The organism is Pseudodesulfovibrio piezophilus C1TLV30, assembly GCF_000341895.1.
GTDB lineage: Bacteria > Desulfobacterota > Desulfovibrionia > Desulfovibrionales > Desulfovibrionaceae > Pseudodesulfovibrio > Pseudodesulfovibrio piezophilus.
Map to the genome: position 1 here is coordinate 3,591,677 of NC_020409.1, position 13,755 is coordinate 3,605,431.

General features: G+C 51.2%; 26 protein-coding genes. All 26 read left to right on the top strand.

Annotated features, from left to right (window positions below):
- Positions 1–4: 4 nt before the first annotated feature.
- The 26 genes from fusA to rpsM all read left to right on the top strand — a co-directional run bounded on the left by fusA (position 5) and on the right by rpsM (position 13,734).
- On the top strand, positions 5–2,077 hold the full coding sequence (gene fusA, locus BN4_RS16580; protein ID WP_015416570.1) for an elongation factor G: 2,073 nt from the start codon (positions 5–7) through the stop codon (positions 2,075–2,077).
- 131 nt (positions 2,078–2,208) lie between these two features.
- Positions 2,209–2,529, top strand: a complete 321-nt coding sequence (rpsJ, locus tag BN4_RS16585; protein WP_015416571.1) for a 30S ribosomal protein S10 — start codon at positions 2,209–2,211, stop codon at positions 2,527–2,529.
- An 11-nt stretch (positions 2,530–2,540) separates the two neighbouring features.
- Positions 2,541–3,173 carry a 50S ribosomal protein L3 gene (rplC, locus tag BN4_RS16590; protein ID WP_015416572.1) on the top strand — a complete coding sequence of 211 codons (633 nt, stop codon included), beginning with the start codon at positions 2,541–2,543 and terminating at the stop codon, positions 3,171–3,173.
- Positions 3,174–3,184: 11 nt separating this feature from the next.
- Positions 3,185–3,805: a 50S ribosomal protein L4 gene (gene rplD, locus BN4_RS16595; RefSeq protein ID WP_015416573.1), complete on the top strand. Its 621-nt coding sequence runs from the start codon at positions 3,185–3,187 to the stop codon at positions 3,803–3,805.
- Entirely contained in the window at positions 3,805–4,095 is a 291-nt protein-coding gene (rplW, locus tag BN4_RS16600; RefSeq protein ID WP_015416574.1) for a 50S ribosomal protein L23, read from the top strand. Before rplD ends, rplW begins: the two co-directional genes overlap by 1 nt.
- Positions 4,096–4,098: 3 nt before the next feature.
- A complete protein-coding gene (rplB, locus tag BN4_RS16605) occupies positions 4,099–4,929 on the top strand; it encodes a 50S ribosomal protein L2 (protein WP_015416575.1) in 831 nt (276 codons plus the stop codon).
- An 11-nt stretch (positions 4,930–4,940) separates the two neighbouring features.
- A complete protein-coding gene (gene rpsS / locus BN4_RS16610) occupies positions 4,941–5,210 on the top strand; it encodes a 30S ribosomal protein S19 (RefSeq protein WP_015416576.1) in 270 nt (89 codons plus the stop codon).
- Between the two features lie 12 nt (positions 5,211–5,222).
- Positions 5,223–5,555 (top strand): 50S ribosomal protein L22, encoded by a 333-nt coding sequence (rplV, locus tag BN4_RS16615; RefSeq protein WP_015416577.1) that lies wholly within the window; start codon positions 5,223–5,225, stop codon positions 5,553–5,555.
- Between the two features lies 1 nt (position 5,556).
- Positions 5,557–6,198, top strand: coding sequence for a 30S ribosomal protein S3 (gene rpsC / locus BN4_RS16620; RefSeq protein WP_015416578.1), 642 nt, complete (start codon positions 5,557–5,559; stop codon positions 6,196–6,198).
- Positions 6,198–6,611: a 50S ribosomal protein L16 gene (gene rplP, locus BN4_RS16625; RefSeq protein ID WP_015416579.1), complete on the top strand. Its 414-nt coding sequence runs from the start codon at positions 6,198–6,200 to the stop codon at positions 6,609–6,611. The genes rpsC and rplP overlap by 1 nt, the downstream gene beginning before the upstream one ends.
- 3 nt (positions 6,612–6,614) lie before the next feature.
- Complete coding sequence (gene rpmC, locus BN4_RS16630) at positions 6,615–6,806, top strand: 50S ribosomal protein L29 (protein WP_083863143.1); 192 nt, start codon at positions 6,615–6,617, stop codon at positions 6,804–6,806.
- Between the two features lie 4 nt (positions 6,807–6,810).
- Entirely contained in the window at positions 6,811–7,077 is a 267-nt protein-coding gene (gene rpsQ / locus BN4_RS16635) for a 30S ribosomal protein S17 (RefSeq protein ID WP_015416581.1), read from the top strand.
- Between the two features lie 18 nt (positions 7,078–7,095).
- A complete protein-coding gene (gene rplN / locus BN4_RS16640; protein ID WP_015416582.1) occupies positions 7,096–7,464 on the top strand; it encodes a 50S ribosomal protein L14 in 369 nt (122 codons plus the stop codon).
- 9 nt (positions 7,465–7,473) lie between these two features.
- Positions 7,474–7,797 (top strand): 50S ribosomal protein L24, encoded by a 324-nt coding sequence (rplX, locus tag BN4_RS16645; RefSeq protein WP_015416583.1) that lies wholly within the window; start codon positions 7,474–7,476, stop codon positions 7,795–7,797.
- A gap of 8 nt (positions 7,798–7,805) precedes the next feature.
- The gene (gene rplE, locus BN4_RS16650; RefSeq protein WP_015416584.1) at positions 7,806–8,345 is read left to right on the top strand and encodes a 50S ribosomal protein L5; all 540 of its coding nucleotides are present in this window, start codon (positions 7,806–7,808) and stop codon (positions 8,343–8,345) included.
- An 11-nt stretch (positions 8,346–8,356) separates the two neighbouring features.
- Positions 8,357–8,542 carry a type Z 30S ribosomal protein S14 gene (locus tag BN4_RS16655; RefSeq protein WP_015416585.1) on the top strand — a complete coding sequence of 62 codons (186 nt, stop codon included), beginning with the start codon at positions 8,357–8,359 and terminating at the stop codon, positions 8,540–8,542.
- Between the two features lie 15 nt (positions 8,543–8,557).
- Positions 8,558–8,941, top strand: coding sequence for a 30S ribosomal protein S8 (gene rpsH, locus BN4_RS16660; RefSeq protein ID WP_015416586.1), 384 nt, complete (start codon positions 8,558–8,560; stop codon positions 8,939–8,941).
- Positions 8,942–8,952: 11 nt separating this feature from the next.
- Complete coding sequence (gene rplF, locus BN4_RS16665) at positions 8,953–9,489, top strand: 50S ribosomal protein L6 (protein ID WP_015416587.1); 537 nt, start codon at positions 8,953–8,955, stop codon at positions 9,487–9,489.
- A gap of 11 nt (positions 9,490–9,500) precedes the next feature.
- Positions 9,501–9,860, top strand: coding sequence for a 50S ribosomal protein L18 (gene rplR, locus BN4_RS16670; RefSeq protein WP_015416588.1), 360 nt, complete (start codon positions 9,501–9,503; stop codon positions 9,858–9,860).
- Between the two features lie 17 nt (positions 9,861–9,877).
- Complete coding sequence (gene rpsE, locus BN4_RS16675) at positions 9,878–10,369, top strand: 30S ribosomal protein S5 (protein WP_015416589.1); 492 nt, start codon at positions 9,878–9,880, stop codon at positions 10,367–10,369.
- Positions 10,370–10,381: 12 nt separating this feature from the next.
- Positions 10,382–10,555, top strand: a complete 174-nt coding sequence (gene rpmD, locus BN4_RS16680) for a 50S ribosomal protein L30 (protein WP_015416590.1) — start codon at positions 10,382–10,384, stop codon at positions 10,553–10,555.
- Positions 10,552–10,998 carry a 50S ribosomal protein L15 gene (gene rplO, locus BN4_RS16685; protein WP_015416591.1) on the top strand — a complete coding sequence of 149 codons (447 nt, stop codon included), beginning with the start codon at positions 10,552–10,554 and terminating at the stop codon, positions 10,996–10,998. The genes rpmD and rplO overlap by 4 nt, the downstream gene beginning before the upstream one ends.
- Before the next feature lie 26 nt (positions 10,999–11,024).
- Positions 11,025–12,332 (top strand): preprotein translocase subunit SecY, encoded by a 1,308-nt coding sequence (gene secY / locus BN4_RS16690; protein WP_173399605.1) that lies wholly within the window; start codon positions 11,025–11,027, stop codon positions 12,330–12,332.
- A gap of 2 nt (positions 12,333–12,334) precedes the next feature.
- Positions 12,335–13,105: a type I methionyl aminopeptidase gene (gene map, locus BN4_RS16695; protein WP_015416593.1), complete on the top strand. Its 771-nt coding sequence runs from the start codon at positions 12,335–12,337 to the stop codon at positions 13,103–13,105.
- Between the two features lie 128 nt (positions 13,106–13,233).
- Positions 13,234–13,347, top strand: a complete 114-nt coding sequence (rpmJ, locus tag BN4_RS17595) for a 50S ribosomal protein L36 (protein WP_014324049.1) — start codon at positions 13,234–13,236, stop codon at positions 13,345–13,347.
- A 15-nt stretch (positions 13,348–13,362) separates the two neighbouring features.
- On the top strand, positions 13,363–13,734 hold the full coding sequence (gene rpsM, locus BN4_RS16700) for a 30S ribosomal protein S13 (protein WP_015416594.1): 372 nt from the start codon (positions 13,363–13,365) through the stop codon (positions 13,732–13,734).
- The last annotated feature ends 21 nt before the right edge of the window (positions 13,735–13,755 follow it).

Sequence of the window (13,755 nt, forward strand, 5' to 3'; positions counted from 1 at the left end):
TATAGTGTCGAGAAAAGTTCCAAGAGACCAACAGCGTAATATTGGTATCATGGCCCACATTGATGCGGGTAAGACAACCACCACTGAACGCATTCTGTTCTACACAGGTGTGTCTCACAAGATTGGTGAAGTCCATGACGGTGAAGCTACCATGGACTGGATGGTTCAGGAGCAGGAGCGTGGTATCACCATTACGTCTGCTGCGACGACATGCTTTTGGCGTGACCATCGTATTAATATCATTGATACTCCCGGACACGTGGATTTCACCATGGAAGTTGAACGTGCATTGCGCGTTCTCGATGGTGCCATAGCCGTTTTTGACTCCGTTGCCGGTGTTGAACCCCAGTCTGAGACTGTCTGGCGTCAGGCGGATCGCTATCGCGTTCCCCGCATGGCCTTTGTTAACAAGATGGATCGTATCGGCGCAGATTTTTTCCGGTGCGTCGAGATGATGAAAACCCGTCTTGGTGCCAAGGCTGTTCCTCTTCAGCTGCCAATCGGTGCTGAGGATGAATTTGAGGGCGTAGTCGACCTCATTGAAGGGAAAGCCTACATCTATGATCATAAAGATCACGGAGCCAGCTTCTCGACTGTAGAGGTGCCTGCAGAGCTTCAGGATCAGTATGAACTGATGCGGAGCGAGATGATCGAAGCCATTGCAGAGGAAGACGAAACGCTTCTCGAAAAGTACATGGCCGATGAACCAATTACTCCCGATGAACTTCGTGAGGGTGTTCGCAAGGCAACAAACAATCTGACTATCTGCCCGGTCCTGTGCGGTACTGCATTCCGCAATAAAGGTGTTCAGCCTTTGCTTGATGCTGTTATTGATTACATGCCTTCCCCGCTCGACATCGAAGTCATGAAGGGTATTGACCCTTCCTCCGGCGAAGAAGTGGAATGCCCCTGTGATGATGATAAACCTTTGGCCGCTTTGTCCTTCAAACTGATGACTGATCCTTTTGTCGGTCATTTGACTTTCCTGCGCCTCTACTCAGGGAAGATTGAATCCGGTGCTACATTCATGAATGGCGCTACCGGAAAGAAGGAACGCATCGGTCGACTTTTGAAAATGCACGCTAACAAGCGTGAAGAAATAAAAGAGGCTTACGCAGGCGATATTGTCGCTGCCGTTGGTCTCAAAAATCTTGCCACCGGAGATACCCTGTGCGACCTCAAGTCCTCTGTGGTACTTGAGTCACTGGATATTCCTGATCCGGTTATCGAGGTGGCTATTGAACCCAAGACTAAGGCTGACCGCGATAACCTGTCCAACGCGCTCGTCAAGCTCGCCAAGGAGGATCCTTCCTTCCGTGTGCATACAGATGATGAGACCGGACAGTGCCTGATTGCCGGAATGGGAGAGTTGCATCTCGAAATCATTGTTGATCGCCTTCTCAGGGAATTCAACGTGAATGCAAATGTGGGTGCTCCCCGTGTTGCATACAGAGAAACCATTTCCGCGTCGACCAAGGTTGATGTCAAACACGCCAAACAGTCTGGTGGACGTGGTCAGTATGGTCACGTTGTTCTCGAAGTCGAACCCAATCCTGAGAAGGGCTACGAATTCGCGGACGAAATCAAGGGCGGAGTCATTCCCAAGGAATACATTCCTGCTGTTGATAAAGGCATCGTTGATGCCATGAAGAACGGTATCATCGCCGGTTTCCCGGTTGTTGATGTGAAAGTTAAGCTGACTTTTGGTTCCTTCCATGAAGTGGACTCAAGTGAGCAGGCTTTCTATATTGCCGGTTCCATGGCTATCAAGGAAGCCTGCAGAAAGGCCAAGCCAGTGCTGCTTGAACCTATTATGTCGGTTGAAGTTGTCACCCCCGAGGATTACCTCGGTGACGTCATGGGAGACCTGAATGGTCGTCGTGGACGTGTGGGTGAGATGGAAGCCCGGCCCGGTGTGCAGGTTGTGCGTTCATTTGTGCCTCTGTCCGAAATGTTTGGATATGCAACGGATCTTCGTTCGAAGACCCAGGGCCGCGCCACCTTCACCATGCAGTTCGATCACTACGAGAAAGTACCGAACAGCTTGGCCGAAGAGTTGATGACTGAGAAAGTATAACGACGAGCCGGGATTTTCCCTCTGCTTGACATGTGCAGCGAGTCGGGTCTATACAACCCGTCCGCTGCAACATTACGTGTCTGTTTTGTTACAGGCGCGAGCAAAGATAAATCCTTCGAGGAGAAAGCACTATGGCTGCTTCGATGGCGAGCGATCGCATCAGAATTAAACTGAGATCATACGATTACCGTATTCTGGACAAGGCTGTCACCGAGATCGTTGACACCGCCCGGAATACAGGTGCGGCTATTGCCGGCCCTGTGCCGTTGCCCACCCGCATTCATCGTACCACCATTCAGAAGTCTGTTCACGTAGACAAGAAGTCTCGTGAGCAGTTTGAAATGCGCATTCATAAGCGCCTTCTGGACATCCTTGAACCCACTCAGCAGACTGTTGACGCACTTGGCAAGCTTTCCTTGCCCGCAGGCGTGGACGTCGAGATCAAACTCTAGGAGTTGTAGTTATGGCTAAGACTCTTGGAATTCTCGGTAAGAAGCTGGGTATGACCCGCATCTTCAAGGATGACGGTACAATCTGCCCCGTAACTGTGATTGAGGCTGGTCCTTGTCCTGTTATGCAGATTAAGACCCTGGACAAGGAAGGCTACAACGCTTTGCAACTCGGTTATGATACCATCGCCGAACGCAAGGTGAACAAGCCCATGAAAGGCCATCAGGCCAAAGCTGGCAAAGATATGTACCGTACGCTCAAGGAATTTCCCCTTGATGCTGTTGAAGAGTACGAGCTTGGCCAGGATATCACTGTAGAAATTTTCTCCGCTGGCGAGAAGGTTAAGGTTACCGGTACCTCGAAGGGTAAAGGTTTCCAGGGTGTCATGAAGCGTCACAACTTCGCAGGCTCCCGTGCCTCTCATGGTGCAGAAAAAGTTCACCGCGTTCCCGGTTCAGTCGGTAACGCCACCTTCCCGGGCCGCGTCTGGAAGGGCAAAAAGATGCCCGGCCAAATGGGTAACGCCCGCGTGACCGTCAGCAACGTGGAAATCGTCGATGTCAGGCCTGAGGATAATGTCCTTATGGTCAAGGGCCAGATCCCTGGACCCAACAATGGCCTCGTGATGATCCGCAAGAACGGTTAGAGGTATACATCATGGCAAAAATACAAGTTGTAGATCAGAATAATACGAAAGTGGGCGATATCGAACTGTCCCCAGAGGTCTTCGAGGTTGAGATCCAGCCTGAAATCCTCAATATGGTCGTTCGTGCCCAGCGCGCTGCAAAGCGTCAGGGTACCCATGCAACAAAGAACCGCGCTCTGAAAACAGGCGGCGGACGCAAACCTTGGCGCCAGAAAGGCACCGGTCGCGCACGTGCAGGTTCTTCCCGTTCGCCTTTGTGGCGCGGTGGTGCGACGACCTTTGGTCCCCAGCCACGCGACTACTCTTTTAAGGTGAATAAAAAAGTTCGCAAATTGGCCTTGCAAATGGCTTTGTCATCCCGTGTTTCCGAAGCGAAACTGACAGTGGTGAACACCATTGATCTCACTGAGATCAAAACCAAAGCATTTGCTGCTGTTGCTGACAAGCTCGGCCTCGGCAAGACCCTGATCGTCGCAAAGGACGCAGACGAGAAGTTGATCATGTCCGCACGGAACATGCCTCACATCAAGGTCATCGAAGCCGACAAGCTGAATGTTTACGACGTGCTGCTGTATCCCGAGCTGGTCATGCTCGAGAGCGCCGCCCAAGACGTTCAAGAGAGGTTGAAGTAATGGATTATTCAAAAGTCCTGCTCAAGCCCGTTGTCTCCGAAAAGGCCAACGATGCGAAAGAGCAATCCAATCACGTCTCTTTTTACGTCCATCCCGATTCTAATAAGGTCGAGGTGAAAAAGGCCGTCGAGGCAGCCTTTGACGTCAAAGTCGAGTCTGTGAATATTGTCAGGAAAAAAGCCATGCCGCGCAAGAAGTTTGGTCGTGTCACCGGGCGTATCCCCGGTTTCAAAAAGGCCTACGTCAAGCTTGCCGCTGGCGATAAGATCGAAATCTTCGAAGGAGTGTAAACCATGGCAACCCGTAAGCTGAAGCCTACTTCCCCGGGCCGCCGGTTCCAGACGATCTCTGATTTTGCAGAGATCACCCGGACCACTCCCGAGAAGTCGCTGACCAAAGGTCTGACCAAAAAGGCCGGTCGTAATAACAATGGTCGTGTGACCATGCGTCGTCGCGGTGGCGGGCACAAAACCCTGTACCGTATCATTGATTTCAAACGCAACAAACTTGGCGTACCAGCCAAAGTTGCCGAAATCGAATATGATCCCAACCGTAGCGCTCGTATCGCTCTGTTGCATTACGCAGACGGTGAAAAGCGTTATATCCTGGCTCCTGTTGGCCTGAATCAGGGTGACACCATCCTGGCAGGCGAGGGCGCTGACATCAAACCTGGCAATGCCATGTTGTTGTCTCAAGTCCCTACAGGTACCAATGTGCACAATATTGAGTTGCACCCCGGCAAAGGTGGACAGTTCTGCCGTGCTGCGGGGACTTATGCTCAGTTGATTGCAAAAGAGGGCAAATACGCCTTGTTGCGTATGCCTTCCGGTGAAGTCCGCAAGGTCCTCGCTACATGCTGTGCAACTGTCGGTCAGGTTGGGAACATACATCACGAGAATATCAAGATCGGTAAGGCCGGTCGTGCCCGTTGGCTCGGTCGTCGCCCGAAGGTCCGTGGTGTTGCAATGAACCCGATCGATCACCCGCTGGGTGGTGGTGAGGGCCGTAGCTCAGGTGGTCGTCACCCGGTTTCTCCGTGGGGCGTTCCTGCCAAGGGCTACAAGACCCGCAACAAGAAGAAAGCTTCCTCGAAGCTTATCGTCAAACGCCGCGGCCAGAAGTAGGAGTATACCTCATGCCCAGATCTCTTAAGAAAGGCCCGTTCATTGACGGCCACCTTATGAAGAAAGTAGAAGCCGCTGCCGAAAATCAGGATCGTCGCGTGATCAAGACTTGGTCTCGCCGTTCCACGATTTTCCCCGAGATGGTCGGTATGACCTTCGCCGTTCATAACGGTCGCAAGTTCATTCCGGTTTTTGTGACCGAAAATATGGTTGGTCACAAACTCGGTGAGTTTTCACCCACCCGAACCTATTTCGGCCACGCTGCCGACAAGAAAAAGTAGGGGGAGGACACAATGGAAGCTAAAGCAGTCGCAAAATATATTCGCGTATCTCCGCGAAAGACTCGTCTTGTTGCTGACAACATCAAAGGCAAGGGCGTCGAAGACGCTCTCAACATTCTCCGGTTTACTCCGAAGAAATCTGCCAAGATACTCAGCAAGGTTCTGTTCTCTGCTATTTCGAATGCAGAGCAGATGCCCGGAGTGGATGTTGATTCTCTGATTGTTGATTCGATCATGGTCAACGAAGGTCCGACCTGGAAACGCATTCAGCCACGTGCCATGGGCCGTGCCTATCGTATCCGCAAGCGTACCAGCCATATCACCATCGTAGTGAAGGAACAGTAGTATGGGACAGAAAGTACATCCTTACGGTTTTCGTCTGGGGTATAACAAGAATTGGGTGTCCCGCTGGTACAGCAAGAAGGATTACCCTGCGTTCGTCCTTCAGGACGACCAGATCCGCAAGTTCGTTAAAAAGAAACTTTACCAAGCCGGTATCGCTCGTCTCGAGATCGAGCGTGCAGGAGGTAAGATTCGCCTGATCATCCACACAGCGCGTCCTGGTATTGTTATCGGTCGCAAAGGTGTTGAGATAGAAAAGCTGCGCGAAGAGTTGCGTAGCAAGTTTCAAACTGAATTCACCATTGAGGTCAACGAGATCCGTCGACCGGAGGTTGAAGCTCAGCTCGTAGCTGAGAACATTGCCCAACAACTCGAACGTCGAATTGCTTTCCGCCGTGCCATGAAGCGTACGGTGGGCCTTGCCAGGAAATTCGGCGCAGAGGGTATCAAAGTTGCGTGCGCAGGCCGGCTTGCCGGTGCTGAGATTGCTCGTGGCGAATGGTATCGTGACGGGCGTGTGCCCTTGCACACTCTTCGTGCCGACATCGACTACGGTTTTGCCGAAGCTGCTACCACCTACGGCGTTATCGGAGTCAAGGTCTGGATCTTCAAAGGTGAGATTCTGGACAAAGAGGTAGAACAGTAATGCTTGCTCCAAAAAGAGTTAAATTCAGAAAGCGGCAGAAAGGCCGCCTCAGAGGCAAGGCCCAACGGGGTAACAGTGTGTCCTTCGGCGAAATCGGCCTGAAGGCATTGGAGCACGGAAAGATCACCAGCCAGCAGATTGAGTCCGCTCGTGTCGCTATCATGCGTCACATCAAGCGCGGCGGTCAGGTCTGGATTCGCATCTTCCCTGATTTCCCCGTCACCTCCAAGCCCGCGGAAGTCCGCATGGGTAAGGGTAAAGGTGCTCCCGAAGGTTGGGTTGCACCGGTGAAACCGGGTCGTATCATGTACGAAGTGAAAGGTGTTGATATCGAACTTGCCAAGGAAGCTCTCAAGCGCGCTTCCTACAAGTTGCCTATCAAGACTGCTATCGTTGTGAAGGAGGGTATGTAAATGCTGACTTCCAAGGAACTTCGTGAACTGGATGACGCAAAGCTCATCGAAAAACTGACAGAGTCTCGTCATGATCTGTTCAGCATGCGTTTCAAACACGCTACTGCACAGCTTGAGAACACCCGTCAGTTGAGCGACGTCAAAAAGACCATCGCCCGTATCCTGACTATTCAGCGGGAACGACAGGGAGCGTAAAGAAATGGCTGAGTTCAAATACAAAGGCAACAGGCGTGTGCTTACCGGCCTGGTTATCTCTGACAAGGCGGACAAGACAATTGTTGTTCGTGTCGAGACCCTGGTGAAGCATCCTCTGCTGAAGAAGTATATTCGTCGCCGTAAAAAGTTCATGGCCCATGATCCGGCTAATGACTGCGGTATTGGCGATAAGGTGCAGATCGTTGAATCGAGGCCCATGTCCCGGCGTAAGCGCTGGCACCTGGTTCAGATCCTCGAAAAGGCCATCTAAGGGTTAGGAGGAAATACCATGATTCAGGTTGAATCCAAACTCGACGTGGCTGACAACTCCGGAGCCAAGAAGGTCTCCTGCATCAAGGTGCTTGGTGGTTCCAAGCGTCGTTATGCCAGCGTCGGTGATATTATTGTTGTGTCTATCAAAGAAGCCATGCCTCATTCCAAAGTGAAGAAAGGCTCGGTTATGAAGGCAGTTGTCGTTCGCACCAAAAAGGAACTCGGTCGTCCCGATGGTTCCTATATAAAGTTCGACAACAATTCCGCCGTGCTGCTCAATGCCAACATGGAGCCTGTCGGGACCCGTATTTTCGGTCCCGTAGCTCGTGAATTGCGTGCAGCCGGTTTCATGAAGATCGTTTCCCTCGCCCCCGAGGTCCTGTAAAAGGATATAATGATGAAGACGAAGATTCGTAAAGACGACAAAGTCATGGTCATCGCCGGGAAGGACAAGGGAAAGATCGGCAAGGTGCTCAAGATTCTGGTCAAGAAGGACAAAGTCCTGGTTGAGAAAGTCAACATGGTCCAGCGTCACACCAAAGCCAATCCCTATGCCCAGCAGCCTGGCGGAATTATCGAGAAGGAAGCCCCGATCCATGTATCCAATGTGGCTATTGTATGCGATGCATGCACCAAGCCCACGCGGGTCGGGTACAAGAAGACTGAAGATGGGAAGAAAGTTCGCTTCTGCAAGAAGTGCAACGAAATCTTCAAATAGGTATCAGTATGACACGTCTCGAAAAAGTATATATTGAAAAGGTGGTCCCCGAGCTTCAAAAAGAGTTCGGTTACAGTTCCTCCATGGAGATCCCGAAATTGACAAAGATCTCCTTGAACATCGGACTTGGTGCAGCTAGCCAGAACAGCAAGCTCATTGAACCCGCTGTTGCAGAGCTGACTGCCATTGCCGGCCAAAAGGCCGTCGTTACCAAGGCCAAGAAGTCCATCGCGCAGTTTAAACTGCGCGAGGGCATGCCTATCGGTACGCGCGTTACGCTGCGTAGTGATAACATGTGGGATTTCTATGACAGGCTCGTGAGCTTCGCTCTGCCCCGTGTCCGCGACTTTCGCGGAATCCCCGACCGTGGTTTTGACGGTCGTGGAAACTTCACGATGGGCATCAAGGAACACACTATATTCCCTGAGCTTGATATTGATAAGGTTGAGTTAGTTAAGGGTATGAACGTGACTGTGTGCACGTCTGCTAAAACTGACAAAGAGGGCAAGATGCTGCTTGACCTCCTTGGCATGCCCTTTAAAAAGTAGGAGGACGGAAAGTGGCCAAAACAAGCATTCGCGTTAAGGCACGCCGCACACCCAAGTTCAAGGTTCGTGCTTACAATCGTTGTCCGATCTGTGGCCGTCCTCGTGCTTTTCTGAGGCGTTACGGCATCTGCCGTATCTGCTTCCGTAACAAGGCTCTCGCCGGGGAACTTCCTGGCGTCCGCAAGGCGAGCTGGTAATTAAGGAGAAAAGAAATGGCTGTTGTTGATCCTGTAGCCGATATGTTGACCCGCATCCGGAATGCGTATGGCGCGTACCATAAGGACCTCGCCGTACCCACTTCCAAGATCAAAGCGTCTATCGCGGGTATTTTGAAAGAAGAAGGTTATATCACCGACTACGCTGTCGAGGACAGGGACATCAGTATTACCCTCAAATACGCTGAAGGCAAACCGCTGGTGACTGGTCTCAAGAAGATCAGCAAGCCCGGTCGTCGCGTATATGTTGGTGCATCTGATATCCCCCGCGTGCAGAATGGTATCGGTATTTGTATCGTGTCCACCTCCAAGGGGCTCATGGAAGGCGCCAAGGCCAAAGCGGCCAACGTCGGCGGCGAGCTGCTGGCTGAAATCTGGTAGAGAGGTTCCAAATGTCTCGTATAGGAAAGAATCCCATCGACATCCCTTCCGGTGTCGAGGTGTCAGTTGGAGCCTCCGAGATCCAAGTCAAGGGGCCCAAGGGAACCTTGCAGACTCCGGTTCATGAAACCGTTGAGTACAAGGTCGAAGATGGCAAGGTGTTTGTTTCCCGCATCAATGATTCTCGCAGCGCACGTGGACAGCACGGACTTCGTCGTTCATTGCTTGCCAATTGCGTTGAAGGTGTTTCTAAAGGCTTCTCGAAAGCCTTGGAAGTCATCGGTGTCGGTTACAAGGTGTCCGTGCAAGGCCAAAAGATTATTCTCAATGTCGGATTTTCACATCCGGTTGAGTTTGATCTCCCAGCAGGTATCGATGCAAAAGTGGAAGGCGCCAAGCTGACCATCGAAGGTATCGATAAGCAACTTGTCGGTGAAGTTGCGGCACAGATCCGCCGCGTACGTCCGCCGGAACCCTATAAGGGCAAGGGCATCAAGTACGTTGACGAAATCATCCGCCGCAAAGCCGGTAAGTCCGGCTCGAAGTAGGGGTAATAGCCATGAGTAAAAGCAAAAATGCACAGCGGCTTCTTCGGAAGCCCCGCATTAGAAAGAAGATCTCCGGTACCGAAGTGCGACCGCGCTTGGTCGTCTTCCGCTCCAACCAGCATCTCTATGCTCAGTTGGTGGATGACGTGAACGGCGTGACCTTGGCCGCTTCCAGCACTCAGGTGCTTGGCAAGGAAGGCGAGGCCCTTAAGGCCAACAAGGATTCCGCTGCTCTGGTAGGCAAGGATATTGCCACCAAGGCTCTGGAAAAGAAGATTGAATCTGTCGTCTTCGACCGGAATGGATATATCTATCACGGCAAGGTCAAAGCTCTTGCCGACGGCGCCCGCGAAGGCGGGCTGAAATTCTAGGTAGCTAGGAAAGTACAATGGAACAAAATGAAAGTGGACTGATAGAAAAAATCGTCTACCTCAATCGCGTCGCCAAGGTTGTGAAAGGTGGCCGCCGTTTCAGCTTCAGCTGCCTGGTGGTCGTCGGTGACGGTGAAGGTGGTGTTGGATACGGACTGGGGAAGGCGAATGAAGTGCCTGAGGCTATCCGTAAGGCGAGTGAACGTGCTAAGAAGAACATGATTCAGGTTCCTCTGCTTGACGGCACTCTGCCGTACGAGGTCTTGGGCCGTTATGGAGCAGGACGCGTTATGCTGAAGCCTGCTTCGCGTGGTACTGGTATCATTGCCGGTGGTCCTGTTCGTGCGATCATGGAGGCCGTTGGTGTCCATGACATCCTGACCAAGGCAATTGGCACCAATAATCCGCACAATGTGTTGCGTGCCACTATCGCCGGTCTCGAATCCCTGCGTAGTGCCGAGGAAGTTGCCGCTTTGCGTGGTGTCCCGGTCTCTACGCCGAGAAAGTAAAGGAGATTCGCCGTGTTGAAAGTTAAAATGATCAAAAGCAAGATTGCGTGCAAGCCTGACCAGGTAAGAACTCTGGAAGCTCTGGGCCTGCGCAAGATTCGCCAGGAGAAGACTCATGATGACAATCCTGTCATCAGGGGAATGATCTATAAGGTGAGACATCTGGTGGAGGTAACTGAGTCATGAGACTTCATGAACTGTATGCATTCCCGGAAGAATACAAACAGCGCCGTCGTATAGGTCGTGGCTCAGGCTCCGGCTCGGGCAAGACTTCCGGCAAAGGACACAAAGGACAGAACTCCCGCGCAGGTGGGGGCGTCCGTCCTGGGTTTGAAGGCGGCCAAATGCCTTTGGCTCGTCGTCTGCCCAAGCGCGGTTTCAAAAATCCCTTCCGTGTTGAATATGAAGCCGTCAATGTGGGCCGTCTGATTGCCCTCTTCGAAGGCAAGGACGAGATCACTCTCGCTGACATGTATGAACGCGGCGTTGTCAAAGATGGCGCTCCCGTGAAGGTGCTCGGCAATGGAGAAGTGACTCAGGCTGTGACCATTGAAGCTCATCGTTTCAGTGCTTCTGCTGCCGACAAGATCGCCAAGGCCGGCGGTAACGCCAAGGCCGTTGAAGGCTAACTCTCTAGAGTATCGGAAGGGTTATTGTGTCGATGTCAGGAGTTGAGAATCTTGCCCGAGTGCCAGAGTTGAAAAATAAATTGCTCTGGACGTTCGCATTGCTTGCTGTCTACCGGATGGGCATCCATATCCCTATTCCAGGCGTCGACAGCGCAGCGCTTGCCGAATTTTTCGCGCAGGCGCAGAACACTCTCTTCGGGATATTCGATATGTTCTCGGGCGGTGGGCTTTCCAAAATGTCCATCTTTGCCTTGGGCATCATGCCCTACATCTCGGCTTCCATTATTCTTCAACTCCTGACAGTCGTGTCGCCCGAGTTGAAGCGCCTCCAAAAGGAGGAAGGGGAAGCCGGGCGGAAAAAAATAACCCAGTACACCAGATATGGTACCGTTCTCATTACCGTGGTGCAGGGCTTTGCCATTGCATCCGGTCTTGAGTCCGCTGCCAGTCCCACCGGGGCACCTATGGTCATCGATCCAGGCTGGGGGTTCAAGTTGATAACTATCTTGACCCTCACCTCCGGTACCGTGTTCCTGATGTGGCTGGGTGAACAAATGACTGAAAAGGGAATCGGAAACGGTATTTCCCTGATCATCTATGCAGGTATTGTGGCAGGGCTACCTGGTGCTATTTCAAAAACCGTGCAGTTGATGACAGTTGGAGAAATCTCTCTGTTTGTTCTCTTGTTCATAGGACTCTTCATGGCCGCTATTTTGGCGTTCATTGTCTTTATGGAACGGGGACAACGCAGGATTCCGATTCACTATGCTAAGCGTCAGCAGGGAAGACGTATGTTTGGTGGGCAGACGACACATTTGCCCCTTAAGATTAACACTGCTGGTGTTATTCCGCCAATCTTCGCTTCTTCCATTCTGATGTTTCCAGCGACTGTTGCACAGTTTTCGAATGTGCAGTGGTTGAAGGACATCGCGTCGTTTATGACCCCGAGTTCCATCATTTATAACATTTTATTTGTTGGAATTGTCATCTTCTTCTGTTACTTCTACACGGCAATCATGTTTGACCCAAAAGGAATAGCAGAGAATATTCAAAAGCAAGGTGGCTTTATACCGGGCATTCGTCCGGGTAACCGCACCCGAGAGTATATCGATAAGGTGCTGGCTAGAATCACTTTGTGGGGTGCTTTTTACGTCGCGTTTGTGTGTGTTGTACCCATGTTTTTGATCTCGAACTTTGGAGTTCCGTTTTATTTTGGTGGAACTTCCCTCTTGATCGTTGTGGGTGTAGCCATGGACTTCATGGGCCAGATCGAATCCTACCTGATTTCGCGTCAGTATGAGGGTTTGATGGGCAAAGCTGGAAAAGGACGTTAACCTTGAAGAAATTCAGGGGCGTGTTCCTCAAAAACGAAAAAGAGATTGGCCTCATGCGTGAGGCCAATCGTATTGTTTCAAGAATACTCGATGAGCTTGGTGAAAACGTCAAACCTGGCGTTCCCACAATTCTCTTTGAGGAGATTTGCCGGACACGGTGCGCTGAGTACAATGTGCGTCCTGCATTTCTGGGGTATCAGGGTTTTCCTTTTGCCCTTTGTTGTTCTGTAAACGAAGAGATTGTTCATGGATTTCCCTCTGACAAACGCATCCTTCAGGAAGGCGATATTGTCAGCTTTGATATGGGAGTCGTATTCAATGGTTTTTACGGCGATTCAGCTCGCACCTTTGGTGTGGGGGCTGTTGATCCTGAAACAAAAAAACTCATGGACGTAACTCGTGAGTCTCTTCATAAAGGTATCGAACAAGCCTTGCCTGGAAACAACTTGTATGACATCTCCGCGGCAATACAGTCATACGTTGAAGGGTTTGGTTTTGGAATAGTTCGTCGATTTGTCGGCCATGGGATCGGAAGTCATCTTCATGAGAAGCCTGAGATCCCCAACTTCGTCCCCAAGGGCATGACCGGTGTTCCTCTTAAAGCCGGTATGGTGCTTGCCATAGAGCCGATGGTCACGGTTGGGAGTTATGAAGTGGAAATATTGGACGATAATTGGACTGCAGTGACGAAAGACAGAAAAATGTCTGCTCATTTTGAGCACACGATCGCTGTAACCTCCGATGGACCGACGATATTGAGCGCCTCCGAATAATTCACGGAGATGAATTGTTCGGCTTGCTCTTTGTCTAGAAACGCTGTATAAGACACAGCTTCGTTTAAAAGGCCAACCCCGAAAGGGGGCATGGGCATTATTGTTATTTAGAACGTTTGGAGACGGTCATGAAAGTCAGACCTTCTGTTAAGAAAATGTGTTCCAAGTGCAAAGTAATCAGGCGCAACGGTGTTCTCAGGGTGATCTGCGAAAACCCGAGACACAAGCAACGTCAAGGATAAAAAGGGTAAAATACTATGGCACGTATAGCTGGTGTAGATTTGCCGAGAAACAAGCGCATGGATATTGCGCTGACCTACATCTACGGTATAGGCCGGACCATGGCCCTGCAGATTCTCGATGCAACCAACGTTGACTGGAAAACCAATTCCGACAACCTGAATGCTGATGAGGTCAACCTCATTCGTACCGAGATTGAAAACAACTATAAAGTTGAGGGTGATCTCCGTCGTGAAATCACAACCAACATCAAGCGCCTGATGGATATCGGCTGCTACCGTGGCCTGCGCCATCGTCGTGGTCTCCCTGTTCGTGGGCAAAAGTCCAAGACAAATGCTCGTACTCGCAAGGGTCCCCGTCGTTCTGTCATGGGCCGCAAGAAGAAATAAGTTCGCTTAGCGACTATCGCA